Origin of the sequence: Neomelitea salexigens DSM 19753 (genome assembly GCF_000422345.1) — a bacterium.
Lineage (GTDB): Bacteria > Pseudomonadota > Gammaproteobacteria > Pseudomonadales > Spongiibacteraceae > Spongiibacter > Spongiibacter marinus_A.
In genome coordinates this window covers 124,508-150,298 of the sequence record NZ_AULP01000005.1, presented here as the reverse complement: position 1 = coordinate 150,298, position 25,791 = coordinate 124,508, and the positions used below count along the sequence as shown (strand labels likewise).

The following is a 25,791-nucleotide window of genomic DNA, read 5'->3' as shown; positions in this document are numbered from 1 at the left end:
GAAAATAACAGTGCTAGATGGCTTGTTAGGCGGTCAAAAATCTCGCAACTTGCTCGGTGTCGATATCAGCTCCAGTGCGGTAAAAGTGCTGGAGTTGAGTCGCAGCGGGGAAAAACTTCGCGTTGAAAGCTACGCCGTAATGTCGCTGCCGCCTCAATCCGTGGTTGAAAAAAATGTGGTTGAGGTTGAAGCCGTCGGTGAAATCATTAAGGCCGTATACAACCGTTCGCGGAGCAAGGTGACCAAGGCCGCGGCCGCTGTGCCGGGGTCTGCGGTCATTACCAAAATGCTGCGAATGCCCGCCGATATGAATGATAACGCCATGGAGGCGCAGATCTCCCTGGAAGCTGATCAATACATCCCGTATCCGCTCGATGAGGTGGCGTTGGACTTCGAAGTTGTCGATGTCGCCGAGGACGAGCCGGAGCAGGTCGAAGTGATGCTGGTGGCCTGCCGTCGGGACAACGTCGATAGCCGCGTTGAAGCGCTGGAGATCGGTGGTTTAGAGCCGAAGGTGATGGATGTTGAGGCCTACGCGGTGGAGCGCAGCTTCGAGCTGATGGCTCCGCAGATTGGCGTGGACGAAAATACCGTTGTCGCAATTGTCGACATCGGCGCGAGCATGACCTCGCTAAGCGTGATCGTCGATGGTGAGACGGTATACACGCGCGACCAATTGTTCGGGGGGCGTCAGCTCACCGAGGAAATTCAGCGTCGCTACGGCTTGAGTGCCGAAGAGGCGGGGTTGGCGAAGAAGCAGGGCGGCTTGTCTGATGACTACGACAGTGAGGTGCTGGCGCCATTTAAAGAAGCCGCTATTCAGCAGGTTTCGAGGTCTTTGCAATTTTTCTTTTCGGCGAGCCAATACAGTGCTGTTGATACTATTTTGCTCGCCGGCGGCGTTGCCGCGATGCAGGGCTTGGCTGAAATGGTCGAAGAGCGCCTGGGTGTGAATACGGTGGTTGCGAATCCCTTTGCCAATATGGCGATTGCCTCAGGAGTCGATGCCATGCGCTTGAGTAATGATGCTCCTGCCATGCTGGTGGCTTGCGGTTTGGCGCTGAGGAGTTTCGACTGATGGCGAATATTAACCTTTTGCCCTGGCGTGAAGAGCGCCGCCAGCTAATCAAGAAGCAGTTTTTGATTATTCTGGGTGCCTCGATGGCGGTTGCCGCACTGCTGATCATGCTGACGATGAGCATTTTTAACAGTGCCATTAGCGGCCAGGAAGGCCGTAATCAGTATTTGCAGAGTCACATTACGCGCATAAATAAAGAAGTGGCCGAAATTCGTGAGTTGGAGCTGCGTCGTCAGCAGTTGCTTGATCGAATGAATATTATTCAAAACCTGCAGGGCACACGTCCGCTGATTGTGCGGGTGTTTGATGAGATGGTTCGCACCTTGCCTGACGGCTTGTTTTTCACCTCTGTCGTTCGCTCTGGTAGCCGCATTGATGTTGAGGGCATTGCTGAGTCGAATAACCGCGTGTCGAGCCTGATGCGCAAGCTGGATGCTTCCAGCTGGTTTTCTGAGCCGAACCTTACGGCGGTGAAGGCTGCGGAGGAATACGGTGATCAGGCGAGCAACTTCAAGCTCTCCTTCCGTATCAGCGCCCCTTCCCCTGAGGAGGAGAAATAAGTATGGCTGTGCAGTGGCAGGAGTGGATCGACGAGGTCAAGCAGTTTGATTTCAATGATATTAACGAGGGCAATGTTGGAGCGTGGCCGGTACTGGTTCGCGCTGCGCTTTGGGTACTGGCTTTTGTGCTGGTATTGGTGGGCGGCTATTTTTACGTGATTGCCGACTTGCGGGTGGAGCTGGACAATGCCGTCGCCAAGGAAGCTAAGCTAAAAACAGAGTTTGAGAAAAAAGCATTTAAAGCGGCGAAGCTTGAACCGCTCAAAAAACAAATGGCGGAAATGGAAGAGTCATTTGGTATTTTGCTGGGGCAGCTGCCGGCCGATACCGAGGTGCCAGGCCTGCTTGAGGATATGACCGAAAAAGCCGTGGATAACGGCTTGGAAATCGACAGCATCAAGCTGCAGCCAGAGCGTACGCAAGAGTTTTATATTGAGCTGCCCATAGCCATTGAGGTGGAGGGCACTTACCACGATTTGGCGGCCTTTGTGAGCGGTATTGCGAGCTTGCCACGAATCGTGACGCTCCATGATTATAAAATCAAAACGAACAAACAGCTTGGCTCTCAAAGCATGTCGATCACCGCGAAGACTTATCGCTACAAAGAAATTGACGGGGGATCGTAATGAGATATTTACGGCTCGCCATACCCGTGTTGTCCACGACGCTCTTTGCATGCAGCAACAGCGGACAATATGCCGATATAGATGCCTTTGTTGCCGAAAAACGTGCAGCGCCGAGTGGTGTTATTGAGCCGATTCCCGCTCTGAAGGCTTATCGTGCTTTTACTTACACCGCGTCTGGCTTGCGTGGCCCCTTCACGCAACCCGTGGACGTCAAAGAGATTGCGCGACTGGAAGCGTCCTCCAATGTGAAGCCCAATCTAGAGCGTGAGCGAGAGTATTTAGAAAGTTTCTCTATTGATTCACTGAAAATGGTCGGCACCGTGCGCTTGAATAAGGTGTTGTGGGCACTGATGAAAACCCCGGATGGCGGTGTGCACCGAGTCAAAGAGAGTAATTATTTGGGCCGCAACCACGGCAAGATTATGAAAGTTGGCGACAACTTTATTTCAGTTGTTGAAATTGTTTCCACCGGTGGAGAAGGCTGGGTGGAGAGGCCGCGCTCTTTAGAACTGAGTAGCGGCAAGTGAGAATTCGAGAGGCGGAGAGATTCATGAAAACCGGAACGCAGAAGCACCTCGCCGTGCAGTACATGGCGCGAGGTCATCGCGCACTTATGGGCCAGTGTTTACTGCTGATATCCCTGCTCGCGTCGGCCGCTGTGTCGGCATCGAATCTAACTGATGTGGAATTCAATGCCCTGGAAGGCGGTCGCTTTGAAGCGCGCTTCCAGTTTGATGGCGCCGCACCGGAAGTGAAGGGCTACACCATTGAAAAGCCCGCGCGCATTGCATTGGACTTAATTGGTGCAAAGAACCAGCTCGACCAGAAAAAATTTCCGCTGGCGTATGACAATGCCAGCAGTGCCATTGTGCTGGAGGGTCGGGATCGCACCCGCGTCGTACTGAATCTCGTCAGCCTGGCGCCCTACGAAACGCGAGTGGAAGGGAACGAGTTGGTCGTTGCGGTAGGTGGTGGCGGCAGCAAGGCCTATCTCAAAGAAAAGTATAACAACCCTGTTTTGTCGATGGCTGAAGCCGCACCTGAAGCGAGCGGCAATCGCATCACTGACCTGGATTTTCGCCGCGGCGATGCCGGTGAAGGCCGTTTGGTCATTAAGCTGGCTGACGACAAGGCGGACATTAATGTCTTTGTCGAAGGTCCGCGAATCAAAATTGATTTTAGTGGTGTAGCACTCCCAGAGAGTCTCCAGCGGCGTTTCGATGTGGCTGATTTCGCCACGCCGGTTAAGTTGATAGACGCGCGCATGGGGGAGAAGGGCGCGAAATTATCGCTCGATGCGCGTGGAGAGTATGACTATCTCGCCTACCAAACCGACAATGAGTATGTGGTTAGCGTCAAGCCGCTGACAAAAGCCGAGGTGGAAGAGCGTCGCAAAGAGTTTGCCTTTGTCGGTGAAAAACTATCACTCAACTTCCAGGATATTGAGGTGCGCTCGGTTCTACAGCTGATAGCCGACTTCACTGAGCTCAACCTGGTGGCCAGTGACACTGTAAAAGGAAATATCACCCTGCGTTTGCAGAATGTGCCTTGGGATCAGGCTCTGGAATTAGTTCTGAAAACAAAGGGTTTGGACAAGCGCCAAGTTGGCAACGTGCTGATGGTGGCGCCTGCGGCTGAGATCGCCGAGCGAGAGCGTCAGGAAATTGAGGCGCAGAAACAGGTCGAGGAGCTGGCCCCGCTGCAGAGTGAATTTATTCGTATTCGCTATGCCGATGCTGCAGAGCTCTTCAAACTATTTAAAAATGAGAGTGATGGCGACGGTGGTAGCGGCGAAGGTTCTGCCAAGAGCATTTTGTCGCCACGCGGGAATGTTATCGTTGATGAGCGCACCAATTCGCTGCTGATAACTGAGACTGCGGATCGACTTGAAGAGTTTCGCCGTTTGGTGGCGCTGATTGATGTGCCGGTGCGCCAAGTACAAATCGAGGCACGTATTGTTCGCGCTTCGTCGGACTTCGATCGCGCCCTGGGTGTGCGTTGGGGTGGCGCCTATGTGAAGCAGAAAGGCAATGAAATTTATTCTGCAAATGGTGATTTGGAGAGCGATCAGGCCACGCGGAATAACTTTGTCGACGCCTTGGTCAGTGGCTCAAGCAGCTTCGATGCGGTGCCTGGCTTGGTGACTGACTTGGGGGTTCCGGGTGCGGCGGGCTCTTTTGCCTTGGGTTATATCGGCTCAGATGTATTGCTGAATTTGGAGCTTTCTGCACTGGAGTCAAAGGGCCGGGGTGAGGTTGTCTCCCAGCCGCGTATCGTTACTGGCGACAAAGAGCCCGCCATCATTAAAGCGGGTACCGAAATTCCCTACCCGGAGAGTTCGGCCAGTGGCGAAACGACAATTGCTTTCAAAGAAGCGGTACTGAAGCTGGATGTGACGCCAATTATTACGCCTGACGATCGAATTATTATGGATTTGATCATTAATCAGGATACGGTAGGGGACCTAGTGATCGCGACCGGCCTCGGCGGTCAGGTGCCGACGATTGATACTACCGAATTGCAGACGCGCGTTTTGGTCAGCAATGGGGAAACCGTTGTTTTGGGCGGCGTCTACGATCAGCTCGATGTTGAAACCGAAACGAAGGTACCCTTCCTGGGCGACATCCCCTTCCTGGGGCGCCTGTTTAAATCTACCAGTGTGACTCGCGAGAAGCAGGAAACACTTATTTTTATTACTCCACGGATACTCGCGGACAGTTTGATAGATTGATGGAGCAATGCGGAAAACGGAAGTTATATATTTAGTCGGGCCAATGGGGGCAGGGAAGAGCACCATTGGTAAGCTGCTGGCTGACAGCTTGAGCATGGAATTCTACGACGTCGATCGAGAGATTGAAGAGCGCGCTGGGGTAGACATACCCTGGATATTCGACATGGAAGGCGAGGAGGGCTTTCGCGAGCGCGAGGCGCAGATGCTTAGCGACCTCAGTGAAAGTCCCGGAGCGGTAGTTTCTACTGGCGGTGGTGCGGTGCTGCGCGATGATAATCGCGCATTGATGATGACACGGGGCACGGTTGTTTACCTTCGCACCTCGGTTGATGAACAAATTCGGCGCACAGCGAAAGACCGCAAGCGGCCCTTGCTCCAACAGGGCAACCCAGAGGAGACGCTTAGGCGCTTGATGGCCGAAAGAGAGCCCCTCTATTTGCAGTTGGCCGACTACAGTATTACTACTGATCAGCGAAGCCCGCGCACAGTAGTGCAAGAATTGGTTGAAAAAATTCGCAGCGGCGACCTGTCGTCGTGATGCTGATATAATTTCCCGCCTACCTATTTTCACTAACAATATCGGGCAATTCCATGAAGCAGCTTCAGGTGTCGCTGGGTGAGCGCAGCTACCCTATTTTCATTGGTCGCGATTTACTGGCCGGCGGAGGCCTGGACTGGCAGCGTTACATAGGTGGCAAGCAGGCTTGTGTTGTTAGCAATGACCGCGTGGCTCCTCTCTACCTCGATGCGGTTACTAATCAGCTGGAAGGCAAGCAGCTCTCCACGGTGGTTCTGCCCGACGGCGAGGCGAATAAGACGCTGGGTGTCATGGCCACCGTTTTTGATCGTCTACTCACCGATAACCACAACCGCAGCACTACGTTGATCGCCCTGGGTGGCGGTGTCGTAGGAGATATGTGCGGGTTTGCCGCAGCGAGTTACCAGCGAGGCGTCGCTTTTATTCAGCTGCCAACCACGCTGCTAGCGATGGTTGACTCCTCTGTCGGAGGGAAGACGGGTGTTAATCATCCGCTCGGTAAAAACATGATTGGTGCCTTTCACCAGCCTGAGTGTGTGGTAGCCGATCTGAGCTTGTTGGACAGCTTGCCCGAGCGCGAATACGCGGCGGGTATCGCTGAGATCATCAAGTATGGACTCATCTGCGATGCGCCTTTCTTTGCGTGGTTAGAGCAAAATATCGATGCGCTTATGGCTCGCGATGGCGAGGCCTTGGCTGAGGCAGTGTTTCGCAGTTGTGAAAACAAAGCGAAAGTGGTCGCTGAAGACGAGAGAGAGGGCGGGCGCCGCGCTATCTTGAATCTCGGGCATACTTTCGGCCACGCAATAGAAACCGCCGAAGGCTACGGAAGTTGGCTGCACGGTGAGGCGGTTGCCGCGGGAATGTCGCTAGCAATGGCCTTGTCAGTATCGCTGGGATGGTTGGATGCAGACGTATTGCACCGCGGCAATGCGCTGATGGTGAAGGCTGGCCTGCCGATATCGCCCCCGCCAGTGATGAATGTGGCGCAGTTCCTGCAGCTGATGGGCCGCGACAAGAAGGTGATAGATGGACGCTTGCGCCTAGTGCTGTTGCAAGGCCTGGGTGAAGCGGTGGTTACCGAGGCGGCGACTCCGGAGCAAATCGCGCAGATATTGGTCGATGCAGGTGTTCAGTCATAAGATTTTTGGCTGAAAATTGAGCAATTTTGGGCCGGCGTTTGTCCGGCTTGCTGCATACGTGTAGAATGTCCCTCCTTTTTTCGGGTACGCAAGCGTGCGCCGAGCTGTCATTTCGACTATCTGCTTGTTTTTCTTATATATTTTGTGAGAGTCGTTTTATGAGTACAGGCCTGTACAGACCTGAAGATGTGCGCGACAACTGTGGTTTTGGGCTAATTGCCCACATGCAGGGCACTGCTAGCCACGAATTGTTGAAGACTGCCATCGAATCACTGACCTGCATGACTCACCGCGGTGGTATCGCGGCAGATGGCAAAACCGGTGATGGCTGTGGTTTGCTGTTGAAGAAGCCGGACAGTTTTCTGCGCCAAGCGGCCCGCGACGCCTTTGGCGGCGAGCTGACCGAGTTATATGGTATCGGCCAAATCTTTTTAAGTCAGGACGAAGGCAAGGCAGCGGCTGCGCGCGCGACTCTTGAAAAGATCCTTGGCGAAAACGGCCTGCAACAAGCGGGCTGGCGCCCTGTGCCGGTCGATTCGTCAGTGTGTGGCGACATCGCCTTGGCAAGCCTGCCACGCATTGAGCAGCTGTTTATCAATGTTGAAGGCCTGACTGCCCAAGAGCTGACCACGCGCCTGTTTATTGTGCGTCGCCAAGTCGAAATGGCACTGGCTGAAGACAGTGAGTTTTACATTTGCAGCCTTTCCGCCGATGTCGTGTCATACAAAGGCTTGGTCATGCCGGTGGATTTGCCCCATTTCTACCTCGACCTTGCCAACCCAGAGTTGGAAACAGGGATTTGCGTTTTCCACCAGCGCTTCTCTACCAACACCATGCCGCGCTGGCCCTTGGCTCAGCCGTTCCGCATGCTGGCTCACAATGGTGAAATCAATACCGTTGAGGGTAACCGCAACTGGGCGGATGCGCGCACCAAGAATTTCAGCAGCCCCCGCATTCCCGATGTAGAGTCTCTGGCGCCCTTGGTTAATCGCACGGGCTCAGACTCGTCAAGCCTGGATAATATGCTGGAGCTGTTGGTGGCCGGGGGGATGGACCTGTTCCGTGCCGTTCGCATGTTGGTACCACCTGCTTGGCAAAATATTGAACACATGGATGCCGACTTGAAGGCATTCTACGAATATAACTCCATGCATATGGAGCCGTGGGATGGCCCCGCGGGTTTGGTAATGACCGACGGCCGCTACGCGGTATGTATGTTGGACCGCAACGGTTTGCGTCCGTCCCGTTGGGTAATTACCAAAAATGGCTTCATCACCGTTGCCTCTGAAATTGGCACCTACGGCTACCAGCCGGATGATGTTGTTGCCAAGGGGCGCGTCGGGCCGGGACAGATTCTGGTTGTCGATACCGAAACTGGCGAAGTCCTGCACACGAAAGATGTCGATGAGCGGCTGAAAAGTGCCCACCCCTACAAGCAGTGGTTGCGTGACAACGCTAACCGCCTGCAAGAGCAGCTCGGCCAGGGCAATCGCCCGGCGTTGCCCGAAGCGGATCACTTGGAGAGCCTACAAAAATATTTCCAGGTAAGCTTTGAAGAGCGCGAGCAAGTGCTGTCACCTCTTGCCGATAGCGGCAACGAAGCCGTCGGCTCGATGGGTGATGACACACCAATGGCAGTGCTTTCGCGCAGCGAGCGGTCGCTGTACGACTACTTCCGGCAAAAATTCGCCCAGGTTACCAATCCGCCCATTGACCCGCTTCGCGAATCTATCGTGATGAGTCTGGAGACGTTGCTGGGCGCCGAGCAAAATGTTTTCGAGCAAACGGCCGATCACGCTGACCGCTTGATTCTAAGCAGCCCGGTTTTGTCACCAGACAAGTTTGACCGATTGATGGCGGTAGACTCGCCACGTTATCCGCGGGTAACCATCGACCTTTGCTACGACCCTGCAGAGAAGAACCTGCAGCAAGCCGTTCGCGATGTGGCGGCGGCGGCAGAAGACGCCGTGCGCGGTGGTGATGTGATTCTTGTGTTGAGCGACCGCGCTGTGGAGCCCGGCCTGTTGACCGTGCACAGCTTGCTGGCCACCGGTGCGGTTCACCACCACTTGATCAAGCAAGGCCTGCGCTGCGATGCCAACCTGGTGATCGAAAGTGGTAGCGCTCGCGATTCTCACCAAATGGCCTGTCTGTTCGGTTTTGGTGCCACCGCCGTCTACCCCTATATGTCTTTTGCTGTACTGAGCGACATGCTGAGCAGCGGAGAAATTCTCGGTGACGAGCAAACAACCTACGAAAATTACGTTAAAGGCATTAACAAAGGCCTGCTGAAGATCATGTCGAAAATGGGGATTTCATCGATCTCCTCATACCGTGGTGCGCAGCTCTTTGAGGCCGTCGGCCTCGACGACGACGTGATTAATAGTTGCTTCAAAGGCGTGGCCAGCCGTATCGCCGGTGTCAACTTTGCTCAGCTTCAGCAAGATCAGGAAGCCCTGGCGACCATCGCCTGGCTGCCGCGCAAGCCTATCGATCAGGGCGGCTTGCTCAAGTACGTTCACGGCAAGGAATACCACGCCTTCAACCCAGACGTGGTGATGCGTCTGCAAGAAGCGGTTAAGAGTGGTAACTACGCCGACTGGAAAAAGTACGCGGAGCTGGTGAATACACGTCCGGTTGCTACCCTGCGCGACCTGTTGGATTTCAGCGATGACGTCGCCCCCATCCCGCTTGACGAAGTTGAGCCCGCAGAGAAAATTCTCAGCCGCTTTGATTCCGCGGGTATGTCGTTGGGTGCATTGAGCCCCGAGGCTCATGAAGCACTAGCGGCGGCGATGAACCGCCTGGGTGCGCGCTCAAACTCCGGCGAAGGTGGTGAAGACCCCGCCCGCTTCGGCACTGAGCGCGTTTCAAAAATTAAGCAGATCGCATCGGGCCGCTTTGGTGTTACGCCTCACTATTTGGTGAATGCCGAAGTACTGCAAATTAAAGTCGCCCAAGGCGCCAAGCCCGGTGAGGGCGGTCAGCTGCCGGGTGGCAAGGTCAATGCCTTGATCGCGCGCTTGCGCCATTCAGTACCGGGTGTAACGCTGATTTCACCACCGCCTCACCACGATATTTACTCTATCGAGGACTTGGCTCAGCTGATTTTCGACCTCAAGCAGGTGAATCCGCAGGCGTTGGTGTCGGTGAAGCTGGTATCTGAGCCCGGTGTGGGTACCATCGCTGCCGGTGTGGCGAAGGCCTATGCGGACCTGATCACTATTTCCGGTTACGACGGTGGTACGGCGGCGAGCCCGATTACATCTATCCGTTATGCTGGCTCACCTTGGGAGCTTGGCCTGGCAGAAGCTCAGCAAACACTGCGTGGCAATGGCCTGCGCGGTAAAGTGCGGGTGCAAACCGACGGCGGCCTGAAGACCGGCCTGGATGTGGTGAAAGCGGCCATCCTCGGCGCAGAGAGTTTCGGCTTTGGTACCACGCCGATGGTGGCTCTGGGTTGTAAATACCTCCGTATCTGTCACTTAAATAACTGTGCTACCGGGGTTGCGACTCAGGACGAGCGCCTGCGTGACGACCACTTTATTGGCACTGTTGAAATGGTGATGAACTTCTTCAAGTTCGTCGCAGAAGAAACGCGCGAGTGGATGGCGCAGATTGGCGTGCGCAGCATGGATGAGCTGATCGGTCGCACCGACTTGCTGGTGCAGAAAGATGGCGAGACGGAAAAGCAGGGACTGTTGGACCTGTCGCCAATTCTTCACAAAGATGCCGATGCTGAAGGTCAGCCGGAGTTCTGCCAAGTTGCCCTCAACGAGCCCTTCGATAAAGGCGAAAAAGCCGAAGCGATGGTGGCGGCTGTATTGTCCGCTATCGAAGCAAAATCGGGCGGCGAGTACAGCTTCCACGTCAATAACTGTGACCGGTCCATAGGTGCGCGGATATCCGGTGAAATTGCCAAGCGTCACGGCAACCTGGATATGGAAGATGCACCGATTGTATTGCGCTTGGAGGGTACCGCTGGCCAGAGCTTTGGTGTTTGGAACGCTGGCGGCCTGCATATGTACCTCGAAGGCGATGCCAACGACTACGTTGGTAAAGGTATGGCGGGCGGTAAGCTGGTGATATACCCCCCGCGTGGCAGTGCCTTTGCCAGCCAGGAAACGTCTATTGTCGGCAACACCTGCCTTTACGGCGCGACCGGCGGTAAGTTGTTTGCGGCAGGTACAGCTGGTGAGCGTTTCGCGGTGCGTAACTCGGGTTCTCATGCGGTTATTGAGGGTGCTGGCGACCACTGCTGTGAATACATGACCGGTGGTAACGTCACCGTGTTAGGCAACACCGGGGTGAACTTTGGTGCGGGTATGACGGGCGGTTTCGCCTATGTGCTCGACGAAGAGAACACCTTCGTAGATCGCTATAACAGTGAATTGGTGGAGATCTGCCGGATCACCTCTGAGCCACTGGAAGCTTACCGCGCTCATTTGCGCGGCAATATCGAAGAGTTTGTTGAGGAAACAGGCAGTGCCTGGGGCCAGCATATTCTCGATAATTTCGACGACTACATCGGCAAGTTCTGGATGATCAAGCCAAAAGCAGCAAGCCTCAGCCGCCTGCTGGAAACCACCAGACGGCGTCCGGAATAAATAGCCGCGTAGCGAAGAGGTAAAAGATATGGCTGAACGTTTGCAGAATACATTTCAGTTTCTTGATGTGGGGCGCCAAGACCCCAGCAAGAAAGATATGGTGCAGCGCCGCGAGGCTTTTGTAGAAATTTACGAGCCTTACAAAGAAGAGGAAGTTCAGCATCAGGCGCACCGTTGCCTGAGCTGTGGCAACCCTTACTGCGAGTGGAAGTGCCCGGTACATAACTTTATTCCCAACTGGTTAAAGTTGGTGAGTGAGGGCAATTTGTTTGAAGCGGCGGAATTGAGCCACCAGACAAACAGCTTGCCGGAAGTGTGTGGACGCGTGTGTCCGCAAGACCGCCTGTGCGAGGGTGCCTGTACCCTGAACGACGGCTTCGGTGCAGTAACCATCGGCTCAACGGAAAAATACATTACCGACACCGCGTTGGAACTGGGCTGGCGCCCGGATATGTCCAAGCGTGTATGGACTGACAAAAAAGTTGCCGTCATTGGCGCAGGACCCGCGGGCATTGGTTGTGCCGACGTTCTGGTGCGTGCCGGCGTGAAGCCCGTAGTGTTTGATCGCTACCCTGAGATCGGTGGCTTGCTGACCTTTGGTATTCCCGAGTTCAAGCTTGAAAAATCTGTGGTGCAGCGTCGTCGTCGCGTGCTGGAAGAAATGGGCGTGGAGTTCCGCCTGAATACCGACATCGGCACCGACATCACCATGGAGCAGCTGCTGGCCGATTACGATGCCGTGTTCATGGGAATGGGTACCTACAAGTACATGAAGGGCGGTTTCCCGGGCGAAGACTTGGAAGGCGTTTACGACGCATTGCCGTTCTTGGTGTCTAACGTCAATCGCAACATGGGTTGGGAAAAGGATGCCGGTGACTTCATTAGCGTCAATGGTAAGCGCGTGGTCGTACTCGGTGGCGGTGATACCGCGATGGACTGTAACCGCACGTCGATCCGTCAAGGTGCGCAAAGCGTAACCTGTGCCTACCGCCGCGACGAAGAAAATATGCCTGGCTCGCGCCGCGAGGTGCAAAACGCGCGTGAAGAGGGCGTGGAGTTCTTGTTCAATCGCCAACCTGTTGCCATTGTTGGCAATGGCAAAGTTGAAGGCGTAAAAGTGGTAACCACTCAACTGGGTGAGCCTGATGAGAATGGCCGCCGCCGCCCGGAAGCGATTCCCGGTAGTGAAGAAATTATTCCTGCCGATGTGGTCTTGGTTGCCTTTGGTTTCCAGCCGAATCCACCAGAGTGGTTGAAAGATCAGCAGGTCGAGCTGGAGTCCTGGGGCGGCGTGAAGGCGCCCGAGCAACAATTGTTTAAATTCCAGACCACAAACCCCAAAGTGTTTGCTGGGGGTGATATGGTACGCGGTTCCGATTTGGTGGTAACTGCAGTCTGGGAAGGTCGTCAAGCTGCAGAAGGTATTCTCGACTACCTGAAAGTATAGCCAACGACGGACGCCGAGCCCGGTTGTAGCAGCATTGCTGTGCCGACCGTGCTCGGCGTCGTCGTGTTTGAAGCAAGGTGATGGTGCCATGAGTGAATTGAAAAACGATACGTTTTTACGGGCGTTAATGCGCCAGCCGGTGGATTACACGCCGGTATGGATGATGCGTCAGGCTGGCAGATATTTGCCTGAGTATCGGGCGACACGCGGTAAAGCGGGCGATTTTCTGTCGCTTTGCAAAAACACAGAACTGGCCTGTGAAGTGACCTTGCAGCCACTGGAACGCTACCCACTCGATGCCGCCATCCTGTTCTCGGACATATTGACGATTCCCGATGCCATGGGCCTGGGGCTGTACTTTGAAACCGGAGAAGGCCCGCGCTTTCGCAAAACGGTGCGCAGCATGGCTGACGTAGAGGCGCTGCCCGTTGTCGATGGTGAAAACGACCTGACCTATGTCTGTGACGCCGTGCGGGCGATCCGCAGCGCCCTCAATGGTCGCGTGCCGCTTATCGGCTTTTCTGGCAGCCCGTGGACCCTGGCTACCTATATGGTAGAAGGGGGCGGCTCGAAAGATCACGGGCGTTGCAAGGCGCTGGCGTTCGATGAACCGGAAACCATGCACGCCCTGCTGGACAAGCTGGCGCAGAGCGTTACTGCTTATTTGAATGACCAGATTCGCGCCGGCGCACAAGCGGTGCAGATCTTTGATACCTGGGGCGGCGCATTAGGCCACCGCGCCTACCAAGAGTTTAGCCTGCGTTATATGAAGCAGATCGTCGACGGCTTGATCAAAGAGCACGACGGCCGTGCCGTACCCGCAATTCTGTTCACCAAAAATGGTGGCCAGTGGCTGGAAAGTATGGCCGATACCGGCGCCAATGCACTGGGCCTGGACTGGACGACGGATATTGGCGTGGCGCGCAAACGGGTTGGCGACAAAGTAGCGCTGCAGGGCAATATGGACCCCGCTATGCTGCGCGCCTCACCCAAGCGAATTCGTGAAGAAGTAGCGACGATTCTCGCCGAGTATGGCAGTGGTGTGGGCCATGTTTTCAACTTGGGCCACGGTATTACGCCAGAGGTGGATCCCGAACATGCGGGGGCCTTTATCAACGCCGTTAGAGAGCTGTCGCCGGAATACCACCGCTAAACAGAGCATAAAAAACCACGCCAAGCGTGGTTTTTTATGGCCGCCTTGTGCCGGCTCAGTGCTCAGGGCATAACCTCAACAAAATGCCGCCAGCGGTTCTGTAAGCCGATTAACCACGCCGGAGCGCCTTCCCCGGTACCGGAGAATTCCAGCTCTGGGTAGTGCGCGGTCACGCGGTTTAGGGCGCTCTGCTCGCGACTACCCGCATCGATCATTAGCAGGTGTCGTCCGCTACTCAGGGCTTGTTCAAAGCGCTTGAAGTCGTGGTGAGGCTCCTGAATACCGAATAAGCCCCCTTCCCAGGTGAAAAAACCCAGAACCACGATTGCCAGAAAAACAAAGGGTGTCCAGCCGGCAATGTGCGTTACCCCAGTATAGTGAGCGCTTGCTAACACAAGGGCGAAGCCACCTAAGCCGATGAGTGCTCCGCGTTGCATGGCAAACACAACATCTTTGCGCAGCACCGCCTCCACGTCGTTGAGTTTACGCTGAGCGACACCACTATCATCGTGGCTGAGTACATGAATTTGAGGACGAGACAGGCCGTTCTCTTCCAGGTCGTGTTCAATGGCGGCTAACTTGTCGAGATTGTCCGCCAGAAAGAAATATCTTTTCATTGACTGCTCCCAATCTTATTCGCGGCGAGTACGCCGAATGTGTTAAACCGCTGACACCTCGGTTGTGCTCAATGTAAGTGTAGCAGTACCTACATTACGCGCTTGGCACGCGCTTGGCTCTACTTATGGCGAATCCGTCTAGCGCGGGTTGGCCAAATTTCGATCAGTTATATTACGCAGGGCGGGAAGGTATACTGGCCACCGGAATAGTTGGAGAAAAGAACATGTCGGACGTCGCGGCGGCTAAGACGCAAATAGTGGCAGAAGTGAGTGACTGGCTGGACTCGGTGGTGATTGCTCAGCAGTTGTGCCCCTTTGCGGCGAAGCCCAGGCAGCAGGGAAGCATTCGCATCGTTGTTGCCGATGAGCAAGATCCGCAGGCTGTGCTCGAACGGTGTTATGCAGAGCTGATGAAATTGGCCGACACCGATCCTGGCAAACTGGAAACCAGCCTGCTGGTGGTACCAGCATTACAAGAGAGTTTTGACGATTACTGGGAGTTTGTTGGCATTGTTGAGGACTTGCTGGAAAGCAGTCCTTGGCGCGGACAGTTTCAAGTGGCCAGTTTTCACCCCGAGTACTGTTTCGAGGGTTGCGAGGCAAGCGATCCGGCAAATTACAGCAATCGGGCGCCGTGGCCAATTCTCCACCTCTTGCGTGAGGACAGCGTAGCGGCGGCGGTGGCCAGTCACCCTGATGTCCACGGTATTCCCGAGCGCAACATGGCCCTGCTGCGGGAAATGTCAGCAGAGGCGCTGGCAGACCTGTTTCCCTGGCGCAGTCGCTAGCGCCGCAGCGTTAGCGCGGCGGAAATTGCGACCAAATTTCACCGACGGCACTGTCTATTCGCGCTTGGTTAACCTTGGGGTCTTGGTCGTCCAGCTCAATGACCAATGAGCCGCGCCAGCTCAATACTCTGCTGGACCCGTCCAATAAGTCGATAAGAATTTGCACATTGCGATTGACCTTGTCCTTGCCGAGCGGCACGCCGACAGAGGTGCTGAGGCCGAAATTTCCGGAGAAACTGCCCAGTCCAATCCCCAGTCGCGGGCTGCGGTCAATGGTATTGGCCGCCTGGGCAATGTAGTAGCGTACCAGGAAGTCAGAGCCATCCGGGCGCAGCTTATACAAGCCGGCATCCAGTCGGGTTTTCAGCGCGCTTTTCACTTGTTCGGCGATAAACGGCGAGACACTTTTGTCGGCACCGCTGTCTTCAGACCAGCTGTACTGCTGATAGCTAGCGAAGTTTGCGCGAGGATTGTAGTCGGTGCGTACATCCGTGCTGCTGCAGGCACTGACTAGCAAGGCAGTGAGCAGGCTGAGTGCAATTCGTGTGGTTGTCATGTGGAGGCCTCTTGTCGCGCTGTGCCGCGCCTAAATAGAGTATACGGTAATTAGTCCACGCTGGAGGCCATTAGTGCCCGAGCCAGCATCAGGCCAGGGCGGCACATTGTTGGTGAGCTGGGCAGCTGACTATATGGTCATTAACCAAGCCCATCGCCTGTAAATAGGCGTAGCAGATGGTGCTGCCAAAAAAGCGGAAGCCGCGTTTCTTCATGTCCTTACTAATGTTATCTGAAAGTGGCGTAGTGGCTGGGACATCGGCCAGGCTTTGCCATTGATTTTGAATCGGTCTGTGCTCAACAAAGCCCCACAGGTAGTGGGCGAAACTGCCATATTCCTGCTGTACTTCAAGAAAGCGCTGGGCGTTATTGATCGCGCTTTCTATCTTCATGCGGTTTCTAACAATCGAGGGGTCGGCCATTAAGCGTTCAATATCGGCCTGCGTAAATGCCGCCACATGCGGCGCGGAGAAATTGGCGAACAGCCTGCGATAGCCTTCGCGCTTGCGCAGTATCGTTAGCCAGTTGAGTCCGGCCTGAGCGGACTCGAGAATCAAAAACTCGAATAATTTGTGGTCGTCTCTGCAGGGTCTTCCCCACTCGTCGTCATGGTAGCGTCGATATTGTTCGTCACTGCCACACCAGTCACACACTTCGCTCACGGGGCGTCCTCAGTTAAGGTGATTGCCAGCCAGGCTGGAGCCTGTGCCATAATGTACAACGTATCAAACGTACTCATAGATTGCCGCTTTTTGGAGAGAAGGAATGAAAACAATACGGATTGTCGCCCTTGCTGCCGCCGTACTTACCCTGCTTGCCTGCGTTGAGTCTCCCACTGGGCGGCGACAAATGATGTTGTTTTCTAACGGCGAAATGTCGCAGATGGGTGTCGCGGCCTTCGATGAAATGAAGCAGAAGATGACGGTCAATCGCGATGGCAAGGTCAACGGCTATGTCACCTGTGTTGCCGATGCAATCACGGCGCGTTTACCTGCACAGTGGCGCGGCAGTTGGGAAGTGGTGGTGTTTGAGGAAAAGTCTGCCAATGCCTTTGCGCTGCCCGGTAAGAAAATTGGCGTGCATACCGGCATCTTTAGTGTCGCGAAAAATGCCGACCAGCTGGCAACCGTGCTCGGACATGAAGTCGCCCACGTCTTGGCTCACCACAGTGCAGAGAGAATGTCGTTGCAAAGCGTTACCGGCACTGGTGCTCAGCTGCTGGCGGTGTTGCTGGGCGACAGCCCACAGAAAGCCACGGTAATGGGTATGCTGGGTCTCGGTGCGCAATATGGCTTGGTTCTGCCCTACGGCCGCGCTCAGGAGTCTGAAGCCGATGTATTGGGAGTGGACCTGATGGCGCGAGCGGGCTTTAACCCGGCAGCCAGTATCGATTTATGGAAAAACATGAGCGCCGCCGGCAATGGCCAGCCGCCCGAGTTTATGTCGACCCACCCCTCTCACCAAACCCGGATTAACGACTTGCAACGCCAACAGAAAAAAGCGGCGCCGCTGTACCAGCAGGCGCGCGCTCAGGGCATTCGCCCTAATTGTGGTTGAGCTGCACGTGCCGCAAAAGGCTAAATGTTTTCGGGTGTAGGTTCTTAATCGTCGCAGCAGGCTATTTGTTGTCGCGTACAGGCCTTAATCGTCGCAGCAGGCGCTGTGATTCATGGATAGGGCCGGTGCCTCGGTATCGGGTTTGCCAATCACCTTAGCGGGAACTCCGGCGACGAGGCTGTGCGGCGGTACCGCTTTTAGTACCACGCTGCCGGCCGCTACATGGGAGCCTTCGCCAATGCGAATGTTGCCGAGGATTTTCGCTCCCGCGCTGATCAATACGCCATCTGCTACTTTGGGGTGGCGGTCGCCATGTTCCTTACCCGTTCCTCCCAGCGTCACCGACTGCATCAGCGAAACATTGTTGCCGACGACGGCGGTCTCGCCGATCACGATGCCGGTGGCGTGATCCATCAATACCCCGTGTCCGACCTTTGCGGCAGGGTGAATGTCGACACCGAACTCACAGCTTATGCGGTTCTGAAAAAACAGCGCCAATGAGCTGCGCCCCTGGCGCCACAGCCAATGGGCAACGCGGTAGGACTGCAGAGCGTGATAACCCTTAAAATACAGGAAGGGCACTGACAACAAGCTGCAGGCTGAATCGCGCTCCAGCACGGCGCATAGGTCGGCGCGCAATGCCTTGCGAATGCAGGGCTCGGCGGCAAATGCTTGGTCGATAACTTCTCGGACCAACAGGCTCGACGCGGCGGGGCTGTCCAGCATATGCGCCAAGTGATAGCTCAGGGCATCTTCAAGACGGTCGTGATTGAGTATGGTGGCGTGCAGGAAACTGGCGAGCACAGGCTCGCGTTCAACTTCTGTGGCGGTTTCCTCTCGGATACTTTGCCAAACCTTGTCGACGGGGGCGGAGCTGCTCATGGTGTTGTCATCTGTATTCATTGCTCGCCGAGTATAACGCCTACGTCTGCATTCAGCATCGTTTTGCGCTTAATTGGAGCTGGTGCATCGCCACAGCGTTTGGCCAGCGAGCTGGTACTTTCTTTCAAAAGGCGTGAGCGGGTGTTCGGCAACAAAGGTACCGAGTTCTGCGGTTCTGCCCGCTATTTTCAAGGCGTGAGCAAACTCTTGTACGTATACCGGCCAGTTGCTGCGCAGCTCGATTTGTCCACCCAGGGTTAGCAGGCTGGGAAATAAGGGCGAGCCATGCACGCGGTAACTAAGCTGTCCGGGCTTGGGCCAGGGATTGGGATATAACAAATAGTGGGCGTCGGCCTGCCAACCGGCATCGCAGGCCAGTCGCCAGAAGTCATCCACATCCGCGCGCACTAACAGGTAGTTGTCTCGGGCGCGATGGCAGTGCGAGCTATGCTTTTCGAGGCGGGCTGCGGATTTATCGATACCGATAACGGCGCAATCTGGATGGCGCTCAGCCAGTCGCCAGGTACTTTCACCGACGCCGCAGAATGAATCGATAATAAGAGGGCTGCGCTGTTGTTGCAGCCACGTATTGGCTTCGTCAAACGCCTGCTGATTGTGCTTGGCATAAGGCTTTAAAAAAGCGTGGTGAAGGTGTTTGCGCACCACCTCTTCCAAGCGCTCGTGAATGGCGATCTGGCTGCTTTCGATGCGCCGTGACTGCCGGCCATCGCTGGTTTTTTTCATGAATTGGTAACCTTGTTGGAATTGCTACCCTCTTCAAGCCCTGCGACACTGTGCGGCAATAACAACAGTGCGAGTTCGCTATGCGTCAGGATCGGCGCCCCTACTGGGTGAAGAAAAATTATCTGCGTTTCAGGCATTGGTACACCCTGCATTTTCTGCGGCCCGCCTGTGACGCGATGGGTGATTATCCCACGTTTATGAAACCCTGGTATATCTCCATATCTGGGCCCAACGTCTCGATTGGCCGCTGCGCCACTGTGATCGCAGAGCCAGAGGCGCGGGTGAAGATCGGCGTGTGGGGGCGCGAACCCGACAAGGGGCGCATCAGTATAGGCGACTATGTATTAATCAGCCCCGGCGGGCGGATCTCTGCCAGCGATGAAATCGTGATCGGCGACAGCGTGATGATGGCTAATGGCGTCTACATTACCGACAGCGATTGGCACGACATCTACGATCGCACTGCGCGCAGTGAGGAAGTCAAACCGGTTCATATTGGCAACAATGTGTGGCTGGGTGACCACAGCACTGTTCTAAAGGGCGTGACGATTGGTGATAACAGCGTGGTTGCCGCCGGGGCGGTGGTTACTCGCGACGTACCCGCCAATGTTGTGGTGGCGGGGAATCCTGCCAAGGTGGTTAAGCAGCTCGACCCCGAGCGCCCGATGAAAACCCGCGCCGACTACTTTGCCGATCCGCAGGGGCTGCAAAAATTCTTTGATGGTGTAGACAAAATGGTGCTCGGTAAAAATGGCACCTTGAATTGGCTGCGCTGTTTACTGAAACCGGGGCCCAATGATTAGGGCACCTCAATAACGATAAATCACTTAATCAATCGCTAAGGGGGAAAACAATGACAATAGCACTATGGTGTGTATTGATTGCGGGGATGATGTCACCGCTGACCGGCCTGCTGGCCAAAGGGGGTAAGGTTGGTGGCAAGGCCTACGACAACAATCACCCACGCCAGTGGTTAGCGCAACTGGAAGGGCGCCCAGCGCGCGCCGTTGCGGCAATGAACAACAGTTTTGAGAGTTTTCCGCTGTTTGCGGCGGCTGTCATCATTGCGCATTTTTCCAATGCGCCTGCGGATACTCTGAATATACTGGCCATGGCCTATGTGGCGATTCGCGTGCTTTACACCGCTTGCTACTTACTTAACTGGGGGGCGTTACGCAGCTTGGTATGGTTTGCCGGTGCTGGCGTCGTCATCACCATGTTCTGCATTATCCCGTAATGGGCCTGGGCGCTGGGGCCTTGCCGCCAGCGCCTGTTAATCACAGTTTACGAAGCTAGCGCGTCCAGCATCTCTGCCATTTTTTGGTGTATCAAATTAATCGCTTTGAGTGGTCGCAGCATCACTTTAAAGTCGGTGATTTTCCCCTCTGCATTCCAGCGAATCATATCCACGCCGTTGACCTGAACGCCATCGATGACGACCGCGAATTCCAGCACTGCGTCATTGGCGCCCTCGACCTCGCGCACGTAGTGAAAACTGTCATTTACCAACACTTGAAACGCCGCAGACAAATACAGTGCGGTGACGCCCTTGCCGCGCTGCGGGGTGTGGACGATGGGCGAGTGAAATACGGCGTCATCGGAGAGTAAATTTTCCAAGCCGGTTGTATCGCGGCGGCTTAGCAGTTGGTGCCAACTTTTTATTGTGGGGTGCATAGGCAGACGTCCTTATACTGTGTGAGCCCCGCTGGGCTCAATGCGATGTAGGCTCAAAGCTTAGCAGCTTTGTTGGAAGGCCTTCGCTACCCAGTAATATTGTATTGCCATCGCGGCTGATGGCGATCGATTCCGCTTGCCGCAATGGCGGTGCGCCCAGTGGTTGGGGAGGCGTGTTCAACACACTTAGCCAGCTTTGCTGTTCCTGCCGCGCAAAATAGTAACTCTCTCCGAGGGTACTGATTACCGCCGCGCTACCATCGGCGGCGAAGTCTAAGCCGGTGGGGGAGTGCTGGGTAATGCCGCCCTTTCTTTGCGGGGAGTGTGAGTCAGGGGTGGGCAGGCTTTTGATCTCGCCCAGTGCACTGAGCAGCAGCGGTTCGCCGGGCAGGCTGTCCAGCGAAAAACGGTACAGTTTCGGGTGGCGTTCTCTCTTGCTCAGCAGGTAGGCCATGCGTTGCTCGGGGTCCACGGCAAGCCCCTCTACATCGCGGGGGCCGCCATCGAAAACCAGGGTATAGCGCCGCAGTAGGGTTAGTGATGGTGTCTGCGGGGACCCGCCCTCTATCAACAGGTAAATATCGATCATCGGTCGAATCGCCAGGTTATCTCCAATATCACCGACGAGTAGATAGTGCGCGCCGCCCTCGCTGTAGCTCGCCATGTCTTCCCAGTCGGCGGCGCTGGCACCGCGCACGCTCACCAATTTAAGGTTGTCCTCGCCGGGCTTGATCAGATACAAGGTGGGGCGGTCACCGCTGTCATTGTGCGCCCAATAGTAACCGGGGTGGGCGCCGCTCGCCGCAAGTCCGCTCAATTCTGACAAGGGGCGCTGATTCAGCGTGTACTCTTGGGTCTGCCAGTGGCGTTCAGTTGCACTGGCGGCTATGGCTAGCAGCAACGGCAGTGCGAATAATAAAACGGTCGGAAAACGAGACATAGAATGACCTGAGTAAAAGGTGTCAGTGTGCCGATTATGGATGAATAATTTGTGACGGCATAAGCTGTCGAGTTTCGCCAATTTGCATGGTGTCGAAGCTGCTGGCTGGCAAGCCGACGTTTTTAACTGCGCTGCGCAAGTCGCGCTGCGGGGCGTCGATATCTTCCGACGACAACTGAAAGGTTGCCCAGTGTATGCCGATACTTTGCGCTGCACCAATATCTCGATGAATCTGCACCGCCTCGGCGGGGTCTACATGCTGCTCCTTTAAGAAACTTCTCGGCTTATAGGCGCCAATGGGTATCAGGGCCAAGTCGATGCCGGGAAAGCGCTCGCCAATGGCTTTGAACTGTACTGGGTTGTAGCCGGTGTCGCCGCCAAACCATAGTTGTCGGTCATCAATGTGCAGGTGCCAGGAGGCCCACAGTGTTTTGAAGCGGTCTGCAACGCCTCTGCCTGACCAATGTTGCGCCGGCGTGGCGGTGACTACTAAGGGGCCAATTTTGAATGCTTGCCACCAGTCGCGTTCGACGATTCTTGTCGCGGCGATATCGAAGTCTCGCAGGGTTTGACCCAGTTTGAGTGGTACCAGGTAAACCGGCTGATTGCCCAGTGCGCGAATGCTGCGTTCATCTAAGTGGTCGTAGTGATCGTGGGAGATAATCACCACATCAATCGGTGGCAACTGTGATGGGCCAATGGGTTGGGCAACCAAACGCTCCGGGCCGAGCCATTGCACCGGCGACGCGCGCCGAGAAAAAATAGGGTCGGTCAGAATGGCTAATCCCCGGTATTGCAGTAAAAAGCTGGAGTGCCCTAACCATGTTACTTGCAGGGGGGCTGACGGGGAAATATGAAGATCGACGACCTCGCTGACAACGCGAATGCGGTGGCTTTGAGAGGCTTGGTCGGCAATGGTTAAGTCGGAGAAAAAGCGCAGTCGAAGTAATTCCCAGAGGCTCTTGTTGAACGTTGGCCAATGAGGATTGCGGAATTCACCCTCGCCATGATGAGCCGGCGTTGCCGTCTCGGCATGCAGGGGGTTTACGATTGCCAGTGTCAGGCTGATAAGTAACACGACAGCGCAGCGCTGATAGCGCCCCGCTGTGTGGTTTTGTGTGAGCATCGTGCTTTCCCCCTTCCTGTGCAGTATACGCAGGAAGGGGGGCGAGGCGATGATTACAGGCTGACGGCGAGGCGAGTGCCCTGGTCGATGGCGCGTTTGGCATCCAGCTCCGTGGCGACATCGGCGCCCCCGATCAGGTGAACGGGCTTGTTCAAGCCGTCGCAGAGTTCGCGGCGAGGCTCTTGGCCGGCGCAGACAATCACGTTGTCGACGGCTAAGGTTTGCTCCTCGTCACCGACGCGAATACGCAGGCCCTCGTCATCGATACCGAGGTACTCACAGCCAGCGATCATATTTACGCCTTTATGCTGCAAGCCAGCGCGGTGAATCCAGCCGGTCGTTTTGCCTAGGCCGTTGCCCACTTTGCTGGTTTTACGTTGCAGCAGGTGAACCTGGCGGGGTGAGGGCGAGGGTTGAGCGGCTACACCCTCGATACCACCGCGTGCCTGCAGCGTCATATCAACGCCCCACTCCTTCATGAAGGTTTCGACGTTCTGGCTGGCGTCGCTGCTGTGGGTTAGTGCTTCGGCAACATCAAAACCGATGCCGCCCGCGCCGATAATGGCGACGTTCTTGCCAACGGGTTTGTCGTCGCGCAGTACGTCCAGGTAGCTCATTACCATGGGGTGGTCGATGCCGGGAATGGCGGGGGTACGCGGCACAATACCGGTGGCCAGCACCACTTCGTCGAAGTCGCCGTCGTTCAGCATATTGGCGTCCACGCGTTGGCCGAGTTGCAGCTCAACGCCAGCCAGTTCCAGGCGGCGGCCGAAGTAGCGCAGGGTTTCCGAAAACTCCTCTTTACCCGGCACTTTGCGGGCAATATTGAACTGACCGCCGATAACCGGGTCGGCATCGAACAGCGTCACATTATGGCCGCGCTCGGCGGCGGTGCAGGCAAAGGCCAAGCCAGCGGGGCCGGCGCCGACCACTGCCAGGCGCTTGGGTGAGTTTGTCGCGGCGATATTCAGCTCGGTTTCGTGACAGGCGCGCGGGTTAACCAAACAGCTGGTCATGCGGCCGGTAAATACGTGATCGAGGCAAGCCTGGTTACAACCAATGCAGGTGTTGATTTCGTCACTGCGACCCTCGGCTGCCTTGACGATAAACTCGGGGTCGGCAAGGAAGGGGCGGGCCATCGATACCATGTCGGCATCGCCTTCGGCCAGCACCCGCTCTGCGACTTCCGGGGTGTTAATTCGGTTTGAGGTGATCACCGGAATGCTGAGCGCTTCGCGGAAACGCTTGGTTACCCAGGTGAAGGCGGCGCGCGGTACCTTAGTGGCAATGGTAGGGATGCGCGCTTCGTGCCAGCCGATGCCAGTATTGATCAGCGTTGCACCTGCCTTTTCAATGGCTTTGCCCAGCTCAACGGCCTCTTCGTAGCTGCTGCCGCCCTCAACCAGGTCCAGCATCGACAGGCGATAAATAATAATAAATTCTTCGCCAACGGCTTCGCGTACGCGGCGTACCACTTCAACAGCCAGGCGCATACGGTTTTCGTAGCTACCGCCCCACTGGTCGTCGCGTTGGTTAGTGCGAGTGGCCAGGAACTGGTTTATGAAATAGCCCTCGGAACCCATGATTTCAACGCCGTCGTAGCCGGCCTTTTGAGCGAGGGTCGCGGTGCGAACAAAGTCTTGGATTTCCTGTTCGATATCGTCTTCGGTCGCCGCTTTGGGGGTAAAGACATTGATCGGTGCGCGAATCGCCGATGGCGCGATGGGGTTTTCGTTAAACGCGTAGCGACCGGTGTGCAGGATTTGCATGCAGATCTTACCGCCTTCCGCGTGGACGGCGTCGGTCACAATGCGGTGGCCTTCGCAATCCGCTTCGGTTTCCAGCATCTTAGTGTGCTCGTGGGTCGAGGCGCGCTTGTTGGGGCCAAAGCCGCCGGTCACGATCAGCGCGACACCGCCGCGAGCGCGCTCAGCAAAGAACGCCGCCATGCGCTCGAAGCCATTTTCAGCTTCTTCCAGGCCGGTGTGCATGGAGCCCATCAGGACTCGGTTTTTCAACTGAGTAAAGCCCAGATCCAAGGGCTGCATTAAAATGGGGTAGGCGCTCATGGTGGTGTCCTCTCATTGACGTAACTTGACGCTGTCCAGATTCTAAGGCTAGAGGCAAATGTTGACGCTGTCAAGATGGACGCTATCGGCGGTGGCTGATATATTGCCGCCATGTCCCAAGCCCCTGCTAACAAGCCATCCGGCGCCTACCATCACGGTGATCTGCGAGCGCAGCTACTGGATGTCGCCGCGCGTCTACTGCGTGAGGAGGGCGAGGAAGGGTTGTCGATGCGGCGTCTGGCGCAGGAGTTGGGGGTTTCTCGCACCGCCCCGTATCATCACTTCAGCGACAAGCACAGTTTGCTCTGCGGTATTGCCGAAGAGGGCTTTCGCCGTTTTCGGCAAGTCAATTCGGACGCCGAACTATGGAATGTCGACACCTTCAGCGAGGCCAGTTTGCAGGCCTTTGTACGTCGCTATGTCAATTTTGCGGTAAGTAACGCCGAGTATTACGACCTGATGTTTGGCGGCAAGCTATGGAAGTCGGCGGCGTTGACGGCGAGCCTCAAAGCGGAGGCCTACACCGCATTTCGCGAGTATGTTGACCACTTTCGCCAGCTGCAGGCAGGCGGTATTTTCGCCGCGAATTTCGACCCACTGCGCTACGCGCAATTAAGCTGGTCGACATTGCACGGTATGAGTCGCTTGCTGATCGATGGTATCTATCTGGATAGCTCAACCGTAGAAGAAATGTGTAACACAGCCGCCGCCATGTTTTGGCGACAGTGTCGGCCGCTGAACACTAGCGGTTGAACGCGCCGCCAAGCTGGGCGACACTTTCGCTCAGCGTGTGAAAACCTCAGTGTTTTATAACCCCGCATCTTTCCGGCTTTGCTTCTGCGCATACCACCCGCGCCCTCTGTGATGTGTTGGGCGCTAGTCGTGTACCGAGCATACCGTGAAAGGAGCGTTTTGGCCTCGTGGCGAGCACGATTCGCCGCATGGCGGGTAAATTAG

24 protein-coding genes are annotated in these 25,791 nt (G+C 55.7%); 15 read left to right on the top strand and 9 right to left on the bottom strand.

Annotated elements, in window-relative coordinates:
• Nucleotides 1–10 precede the first annotated feature (10 nt).
• From H573_RS0109660 to hemE, 10 genes are all read left to right on the top strand, one after another.
• On the top strand, nucleotides 11–1,078 hold the full coding sequence (locus H573_RS0109660) for a pilus assembly protein PilM (RefSeq protein WP_027874089.1): 1,068 nt from the start codon (nucleotides 11–13) through the stop codon (nucleotides 1,076–1,078).
• Nucleotides 1,078–1,638, top strand: coding sequence for a PilN domain-containing protein (locus H573_RS0109655; RefSeq protein WP_027874088.1), 561 nt, complete (start codon nucleotides 1,078–1,080; stop codon nucleotides 1,636–1,638). Before H573_RS0109660 ends, H573_RS0109655 begins: the two co-directional genes overlap by 1 nt.
• A gap of 2 nt (nucleotides 1,639–1,640) precedes the next feature.
• Entirely contained in the window at nucleotides 1,641–2,264 is a 624-nt protein-coding gene (locus tag H573_RS0109650; protein ID WP_036256364.1) for a type IV pilus inner membrane component PilO, read from the top strand.
• A complete protein-coding gene (locus tag H573_RS0109645) occupies nucleotides 2,264–2,791 on the top strand; it encodes a pilus assembly protein PilP (RefSeq protein ID WP_036256362.1) in 528 nt (175 codons plus the stop codon). The genes H573_RS0109650 and H573_RS0109645 overlap by 1 nt, the downstream gene beginning before the upstream one ends.
• Nucleotides 2,792–2,877: 86 nt before the next feature.
• A complete protein-coding gene (locus H573_RS0109640; RefSeq protein ID WP_027874085.1) occupies nucleotides 2,878–4,995 on the top strand; it encodes a type IV pilus secretin PilQ in 2,118 nt (705 codons plus the stop codon).
• Between the two features lie 7 nt (nucleotides 4,996–5,002).
• Entirely contained in the window at nucleotides 5,003–5,533 is a 531-nt protein-coding gene (aroK, locus tag H573_RS0109635) for a shikimate kinase AroK (RefSeq protein ID WP_027874084.1), read from the top strand.
• Between the two features lie 53 nt (nucleotides 5,534–5,586).
• Nucleotides 5,587–6,675, top strand: coding sequence for a 3-dehydroquinate synthase (gene aroB / locus H573_RS0109630; RefSeq protein WP_027874083.1), 1,089 nt, complete (start codon nucleotides 5,587–5,589; stop codon nucleotides 6,673–6,675).
• Nucleotides 6,676–6,833: 158 nt separating this feature from the next.
• A complete protein-coding gene (gltB, locus tag H573_RS0109625) occupies nucleotides 6,834–11,282 on the top strand; it encodes a glutamate synthase large subunit (RefSeq protein ID WP_027874082.1) in 4,449 nt (1,482 codons plus the stop codon).
• 28 nt (nucleotides 11,283–11,310) lie between these two features.
• A complete protein-coding gene (locus H573_RS0109620; RefSeq protein WP_027874081.1) occupies nucleotides 11,311–12,729 on the top strand; it encodes an FAD-dependent oxidoreductase in 1,419 nt (472 codons plus the stop codon).
• A gap of 88 nt (nucleotides 12,730–12,817) precedes the next feature.
• Nucleotides 12,818–13,882 (top strand): uroporphyrinogen decarboxylase, encoded by a 1,065-nt coding sequence (gene hemE, locus H573_RS0109615; RefSeq protein ID WP_027874080.1) that lies wholly within the window; start codon nucleotides 12,818–12,820, stop codon nucleotides 13,880–13,882.
• 62 nt (nucleotides 13,883–13,944) lie between these two features.
• Here hemE and H573_RS0109610 read toward each other — a convergent pair whose 3' ends face one another.
• Nucleotides 13,945–14,499, bottom strand: a complete 555-nt coding sequence (locus tag H573_RS0109610) for a hypothetical protein (protein WP_027874079.1) — start codon at nucleotides 14,497–14,499, stop codon at nucleotides 13,945–13,947.
• Between the two features lie 224 nt (nucleotides 14,500–14,723).
• Between H573_RS0109610 and H573_RS0109605 the strand changes: the two genes are divergently transcribed.
• Nucleotides 14,724–15,287, top strand: a complete 564-nt coding sequence (locus H573_RS0109605) for a DUF1415 domain-containing protein (protein WP_027874078.1) — start codon at nucleotides 14,724–14,726, stop codon at nucleotides 15,285–15,287.
• 10 nt (nucleotides 15,288–15,297) lie between these two features.
• Here the strand turns inward: H573_RS0109605 and H573_RS0109600 are convergent, their stop codons facing one another.
• Together H573_RS0109600 and H573_RS0109595 are read right to left on the bottom strand one after the other, a co-directional pair.
• Entirely contained in the window at nucleotides 15,298–15,843 is a 546-nt protein-coding gene (locus H573_RS0109600) for a DUF4136 domain-containing protein (protein WP_027874077.1), read from the bottom strand.
• An 88-nt stretch (nucleotides 15,844–15,931) separates the two neighbouring features.
• Entirely contained in the window at nucleotides 15,932–16,504 is a 573-nt protein-coding gene (locus H573_RS0109595; RefSeq protein ID WP_027874076.1) for a DNA-3-methyladenine glycosylase I, read from the bottom strand.
• A 103-nt stretch (nucleotides 16,505–16,607) separates the two neighbouring features.
• Between H573_RS0109595 and H573_RS0109590 the strand changes: the two genes are divergently transcribed.
• A complete protein-coding gene (locus H573_RS0109590; protein ID WP_027874075.1) occupies nucleotides 16,608–17,399 on the top strand; it encodes a M48 family metallopeptidase in 792 nt (263 codons plus the stop codon).
• Nucleotides 17,400–17,483: 84 nt separating this feature from the next.
• On the opposite strand, the gene cysE is transcribed toward H573_RS0109590, so the two are convergent.
• Together cysE and trmB are read right to left on the bottom strand one after the other, a co-directional pair.
• On the bottom strand, nucleotides 17,484–18,302 hold the full coding sequence (gene cysE / locus H573_RS0109585) for a serine O-acetyltransferase (protein WP_234701855.1): 819 nt from the start codon (nucleotides 18,300–18,302) through the stop codon (nucleotides 17,484–17,486).
• 48 nt (nucleotides 18,303–18,350) lie between these two features.
• Complete coding sequence (trmB, locus tag H573_RS0109580; RefSeq protein ID WP_027874073.1) at nucleotides 18,351–19,025, bottom strand: tRNA (guanine(46)-N(7))-methyltransferase TrmB; 675 nt, start codon at nucleotides 19,023–19,025, stop codon at nucleotides 18,351–18,353.
• An 80-nt stretch (nucleotides 19,026–19,105) separates the two neighbouring features.
• On the opposite strand from trmB, the gene H573_RS0109575 reads away from it, so the two are divergent.
• On the top strand, nucleotides 19,106–19,828 hold the full coding sequence (locus H573_RS0109575; RefSeq protein WP_027874072.1) for an acyltransferase: 723 nt from the start codon (nucleotides 19,106–19,108) through the stop codon (nucleotides 19,826–19,828).
• Between the two features lie 50 nt (nucleotides 19,829–19,878).
• The gene (locus H573_RS0109570; RefSeq protein ID WP_027874071.1) at nucleotides 19,879–20,262 is read left to right on the top strand and encodes an MAPEG family protein; all 384 of its coding nucleotides are present in this window, start codon (nucleotides 19,879–19,881) and stop codon (nucleotides 20,260–20,262) included.
• 47 nt (nucleotides 20,263–20,309) lie between these two features.
• Here H573_RS0109570 and H573_RS0109565 read toward each other — a convergent pair whose 3' ends face one another.
• From H573_RS0109565 to H573_RS0109550, 4 genes are read right to left on the bottom strand one after another with little or no spacing between them, the layout of a single operon-like run.
• A complete protein-coding gene (locus H573_RS0109565; protein WP_036256358.1) occupies nucleotides 20,310–20,699 on the bottom strand; it encodes a nuclear transport factor 2 family protein in 390 nt (129 codons plus the stop codon).
• A 37-nt stretch (nucleotides 20,700–20,736) separates the two neighbouring features.
• Entirely contained in the window at nucleotides 20,737–21,639 is a 903-nt protein-coding gene (locus H573_RS0109560) for a hypothetical protein (protein WP_027874069.1), read from the bottom strand.
• Nucleotides 21,640–21,673: 34 nt separating this feature from the next.
• A complete protein-coding gene (locus H573_RS17735; protein ID WP_051171175.1) occupies nucleotides 21,674–22,765 on the bottom strand; it encodes an MBL fold metallo-hydrolase in 1,092 nt (363 codons plus the stop codon).
• A 53-nt stretch (nucleotides 22,766–22,818) separates the two neighbouring features.
• Nucleotides 22,819–24,834, bottom strand: a complete 2,016-nt coding sequence (locus tag H573_RS0109550) for an NADPH-dependent 2,4-dienoyl-CoA reductase (RefSeq protein WP_027874068.1) — start codon at nucleotides 24,832–24,834, stop codon at nucleotides 22,819–22,821.
• A gap of 111 nt (nucleotides 24,835–24,945) precedes the next feature.
• Here H573_RS0109550 and H573_RS0109545 point away from each other — a divergent pair, with 111 nt between their 5' ends.
• Nucleotides 24,946–25,587 (top strand): TetR/AcrR family transcriptional regulator, encoded by a 642-nt coding sequence (locus H573_RS0109545; RefSeq protein ID WP_027874067.1) that lies wholly within the window; start codon nucleotides 24,946–24,948, stop codon nucleotides 25,585–25,587.
• Nucleotides 25,588–25,791 lie beyond the last annotated feature (204 nt).

What these genes read in the sequence shown, in the direction of transcription:
- H573_RS0109655 (WP_027874088.1), top strand. Translation starts at nt 1,078, where the DNA reads ATGGCGAATATTAACCTTTTGCCCTGGCGTGAAGAGCGCCGCCAGCTA.
- H573_RS0109650 (WP_036256364.1), top strand. Translation starts at nt 1,641, where the DNA reads ATGGCTGTGCAGTGGCAGGAGTGGATCGACGAGGTCAAGCAGTTTGAT.
- H573_RS0109645 (WP_036256362.1), top strand. Translation starts at nt 2,264, where the DNA reads ATGAGATATTTACGGCTCGCCATACCCGTGTTGTCCACGACGCTCTTT.
- H573_RS0109640 (WP_027874085.1), top strand. Translation starts at nt 2,878, where the DNA reads ATGGGCCAGTGTTTACTGCTGATATCCCTGCTCGCGTCGGCCGCTGTG.
- aroK (WP_027874084.1), top strand. Translation starts at nt 5,003, where the DNA reads ATGCGGAAAACGGAAGTTATATATTTAGTCGGGCCAATGGGGGCAGGG.
- aroB (WP_027874083.1), top strand. Translation starts at nt 5,587, where the DNA reads ATGAAGCAGCTTCAGGTGTCGCTGGGTGAGCGCAGCTACCCTATTTTC.
- gltB (WP_027874082.1), top strand. Translation starts at nt 6,834, where the DNA reads ATGAGTACAGGCCTGTACAGACCTGAAGATGTGCGCGACAACTGTGGT.
- H573_RS0109620 (WP_027874081.1), top strand. Translation starts at nt 11,311, where the DNA reads ATGGCTGAACGTTTGCAGAATACATTTCAGTTTCTTGATGTGGGGCGC.
- hemE (WP_027874080.1), top strand. Translation starts at nt 12,818, where the DNA reads ATGAGTGAATTGAAAAACGATACGTTTTTACGGGCGTTAATGCGCCAG.
- H573_RS0109610 (WP_027874079.1), bottom strand. Translation starts at nt 14,499, where the DNA reads ATGAAAAGATATTTCTTTCTGGCGGACAATCTCGACAAGTTAGCCGCC.
- H573_RS0109605 (WP_027874078.1), top strand. Translation starts at nt 14,724, where the DNA reads ATGTCGGACGTCGCGGCGGCTAAGACGCAAATAGTGGCAGAAGTGAGT.
- H573_RS0109600 (WP_027874077.1), bottom strand. Translation starts at nt 15,843, where the DNA reads ATGACAACCACACGAATTGCACTCAGCCTGCTCACTGCCTTGCTAGTC.
- H573_RS0109590 (WP_027874075.1), top strand. Translation starts at nt 16,608, where the DNA reads ATGAAAACAATACGGATTGTCGCCCTTGCTGCCGCCGTACTTACCCTG.
- cysE (WP_234701855.1), bottom strand. Translation starts at nt 18,302, where the DNA reads ATGAATACAGATGACAACACCATGAGCAGCTCCGCCCCCGTCGACAAG.
- trmB (WP_027874073.1), bottom strand. Translation starts at nt 19,025, where the DNA reads ATGAAAAAAACCAGCGATGGCCGGCAGTCACGGCGCATCGAAAGCAGC.
- H573_RS0109575 (WP_027874072.1), top strand. Translation starts at nt 19,106, where the DNA reads ATGCGTCAGGATCGGCGCCCCTACTGGGTGAAGAAAAATTATCTGCGT.
- H573_RS0109570 (WP_027874071.1), top strand. Translation starts at nt 19,879, where the DNA reads ATGACAATAGCACTATGGTGTGTATTGATTGCGGGGATGATGTCACCG.
- H573_RS0109565 (WP_036256358.1), bottom strand. Translation starts at nt 20,699, where the DNA reads ATGCACCCCACAATAAAAAGTTGGCACCAACTGCTAAGCCGCCGCGAT.
- H573_RS0109560 (WP_027874069.1), bottom strand. Translation starts at nt 21,639, where the DNA reads ATGTCTCGTTTTCCGACCGTTTTATTATTCGCACTGCCGTTGCTGCTA.
- H573_RS17735 (WP_051171175.1), bottom strand. Translation starts at nt 22,765, where the DNA reads ATGCTCACACAAAACCACACAGCGGGGCGCTATCAGCGCTGCGCTGTC.
- H573_RS0109550 (WP_027874068.1), bottom strand. Translation starts at nt 24,834, where the DNA reads ATGAGCGCCTACCCCATTTTAATGCAGCCCTTGGATCTGGGCTTTACT.
- H573_RS0109545 (WP_027874067.1), top strand. Translation starts at nt 24,946, where the DNA reads ATGTCCCAAGCCCCTGCTAACAAGCCATCCGGCGCCTACCATCACGGT.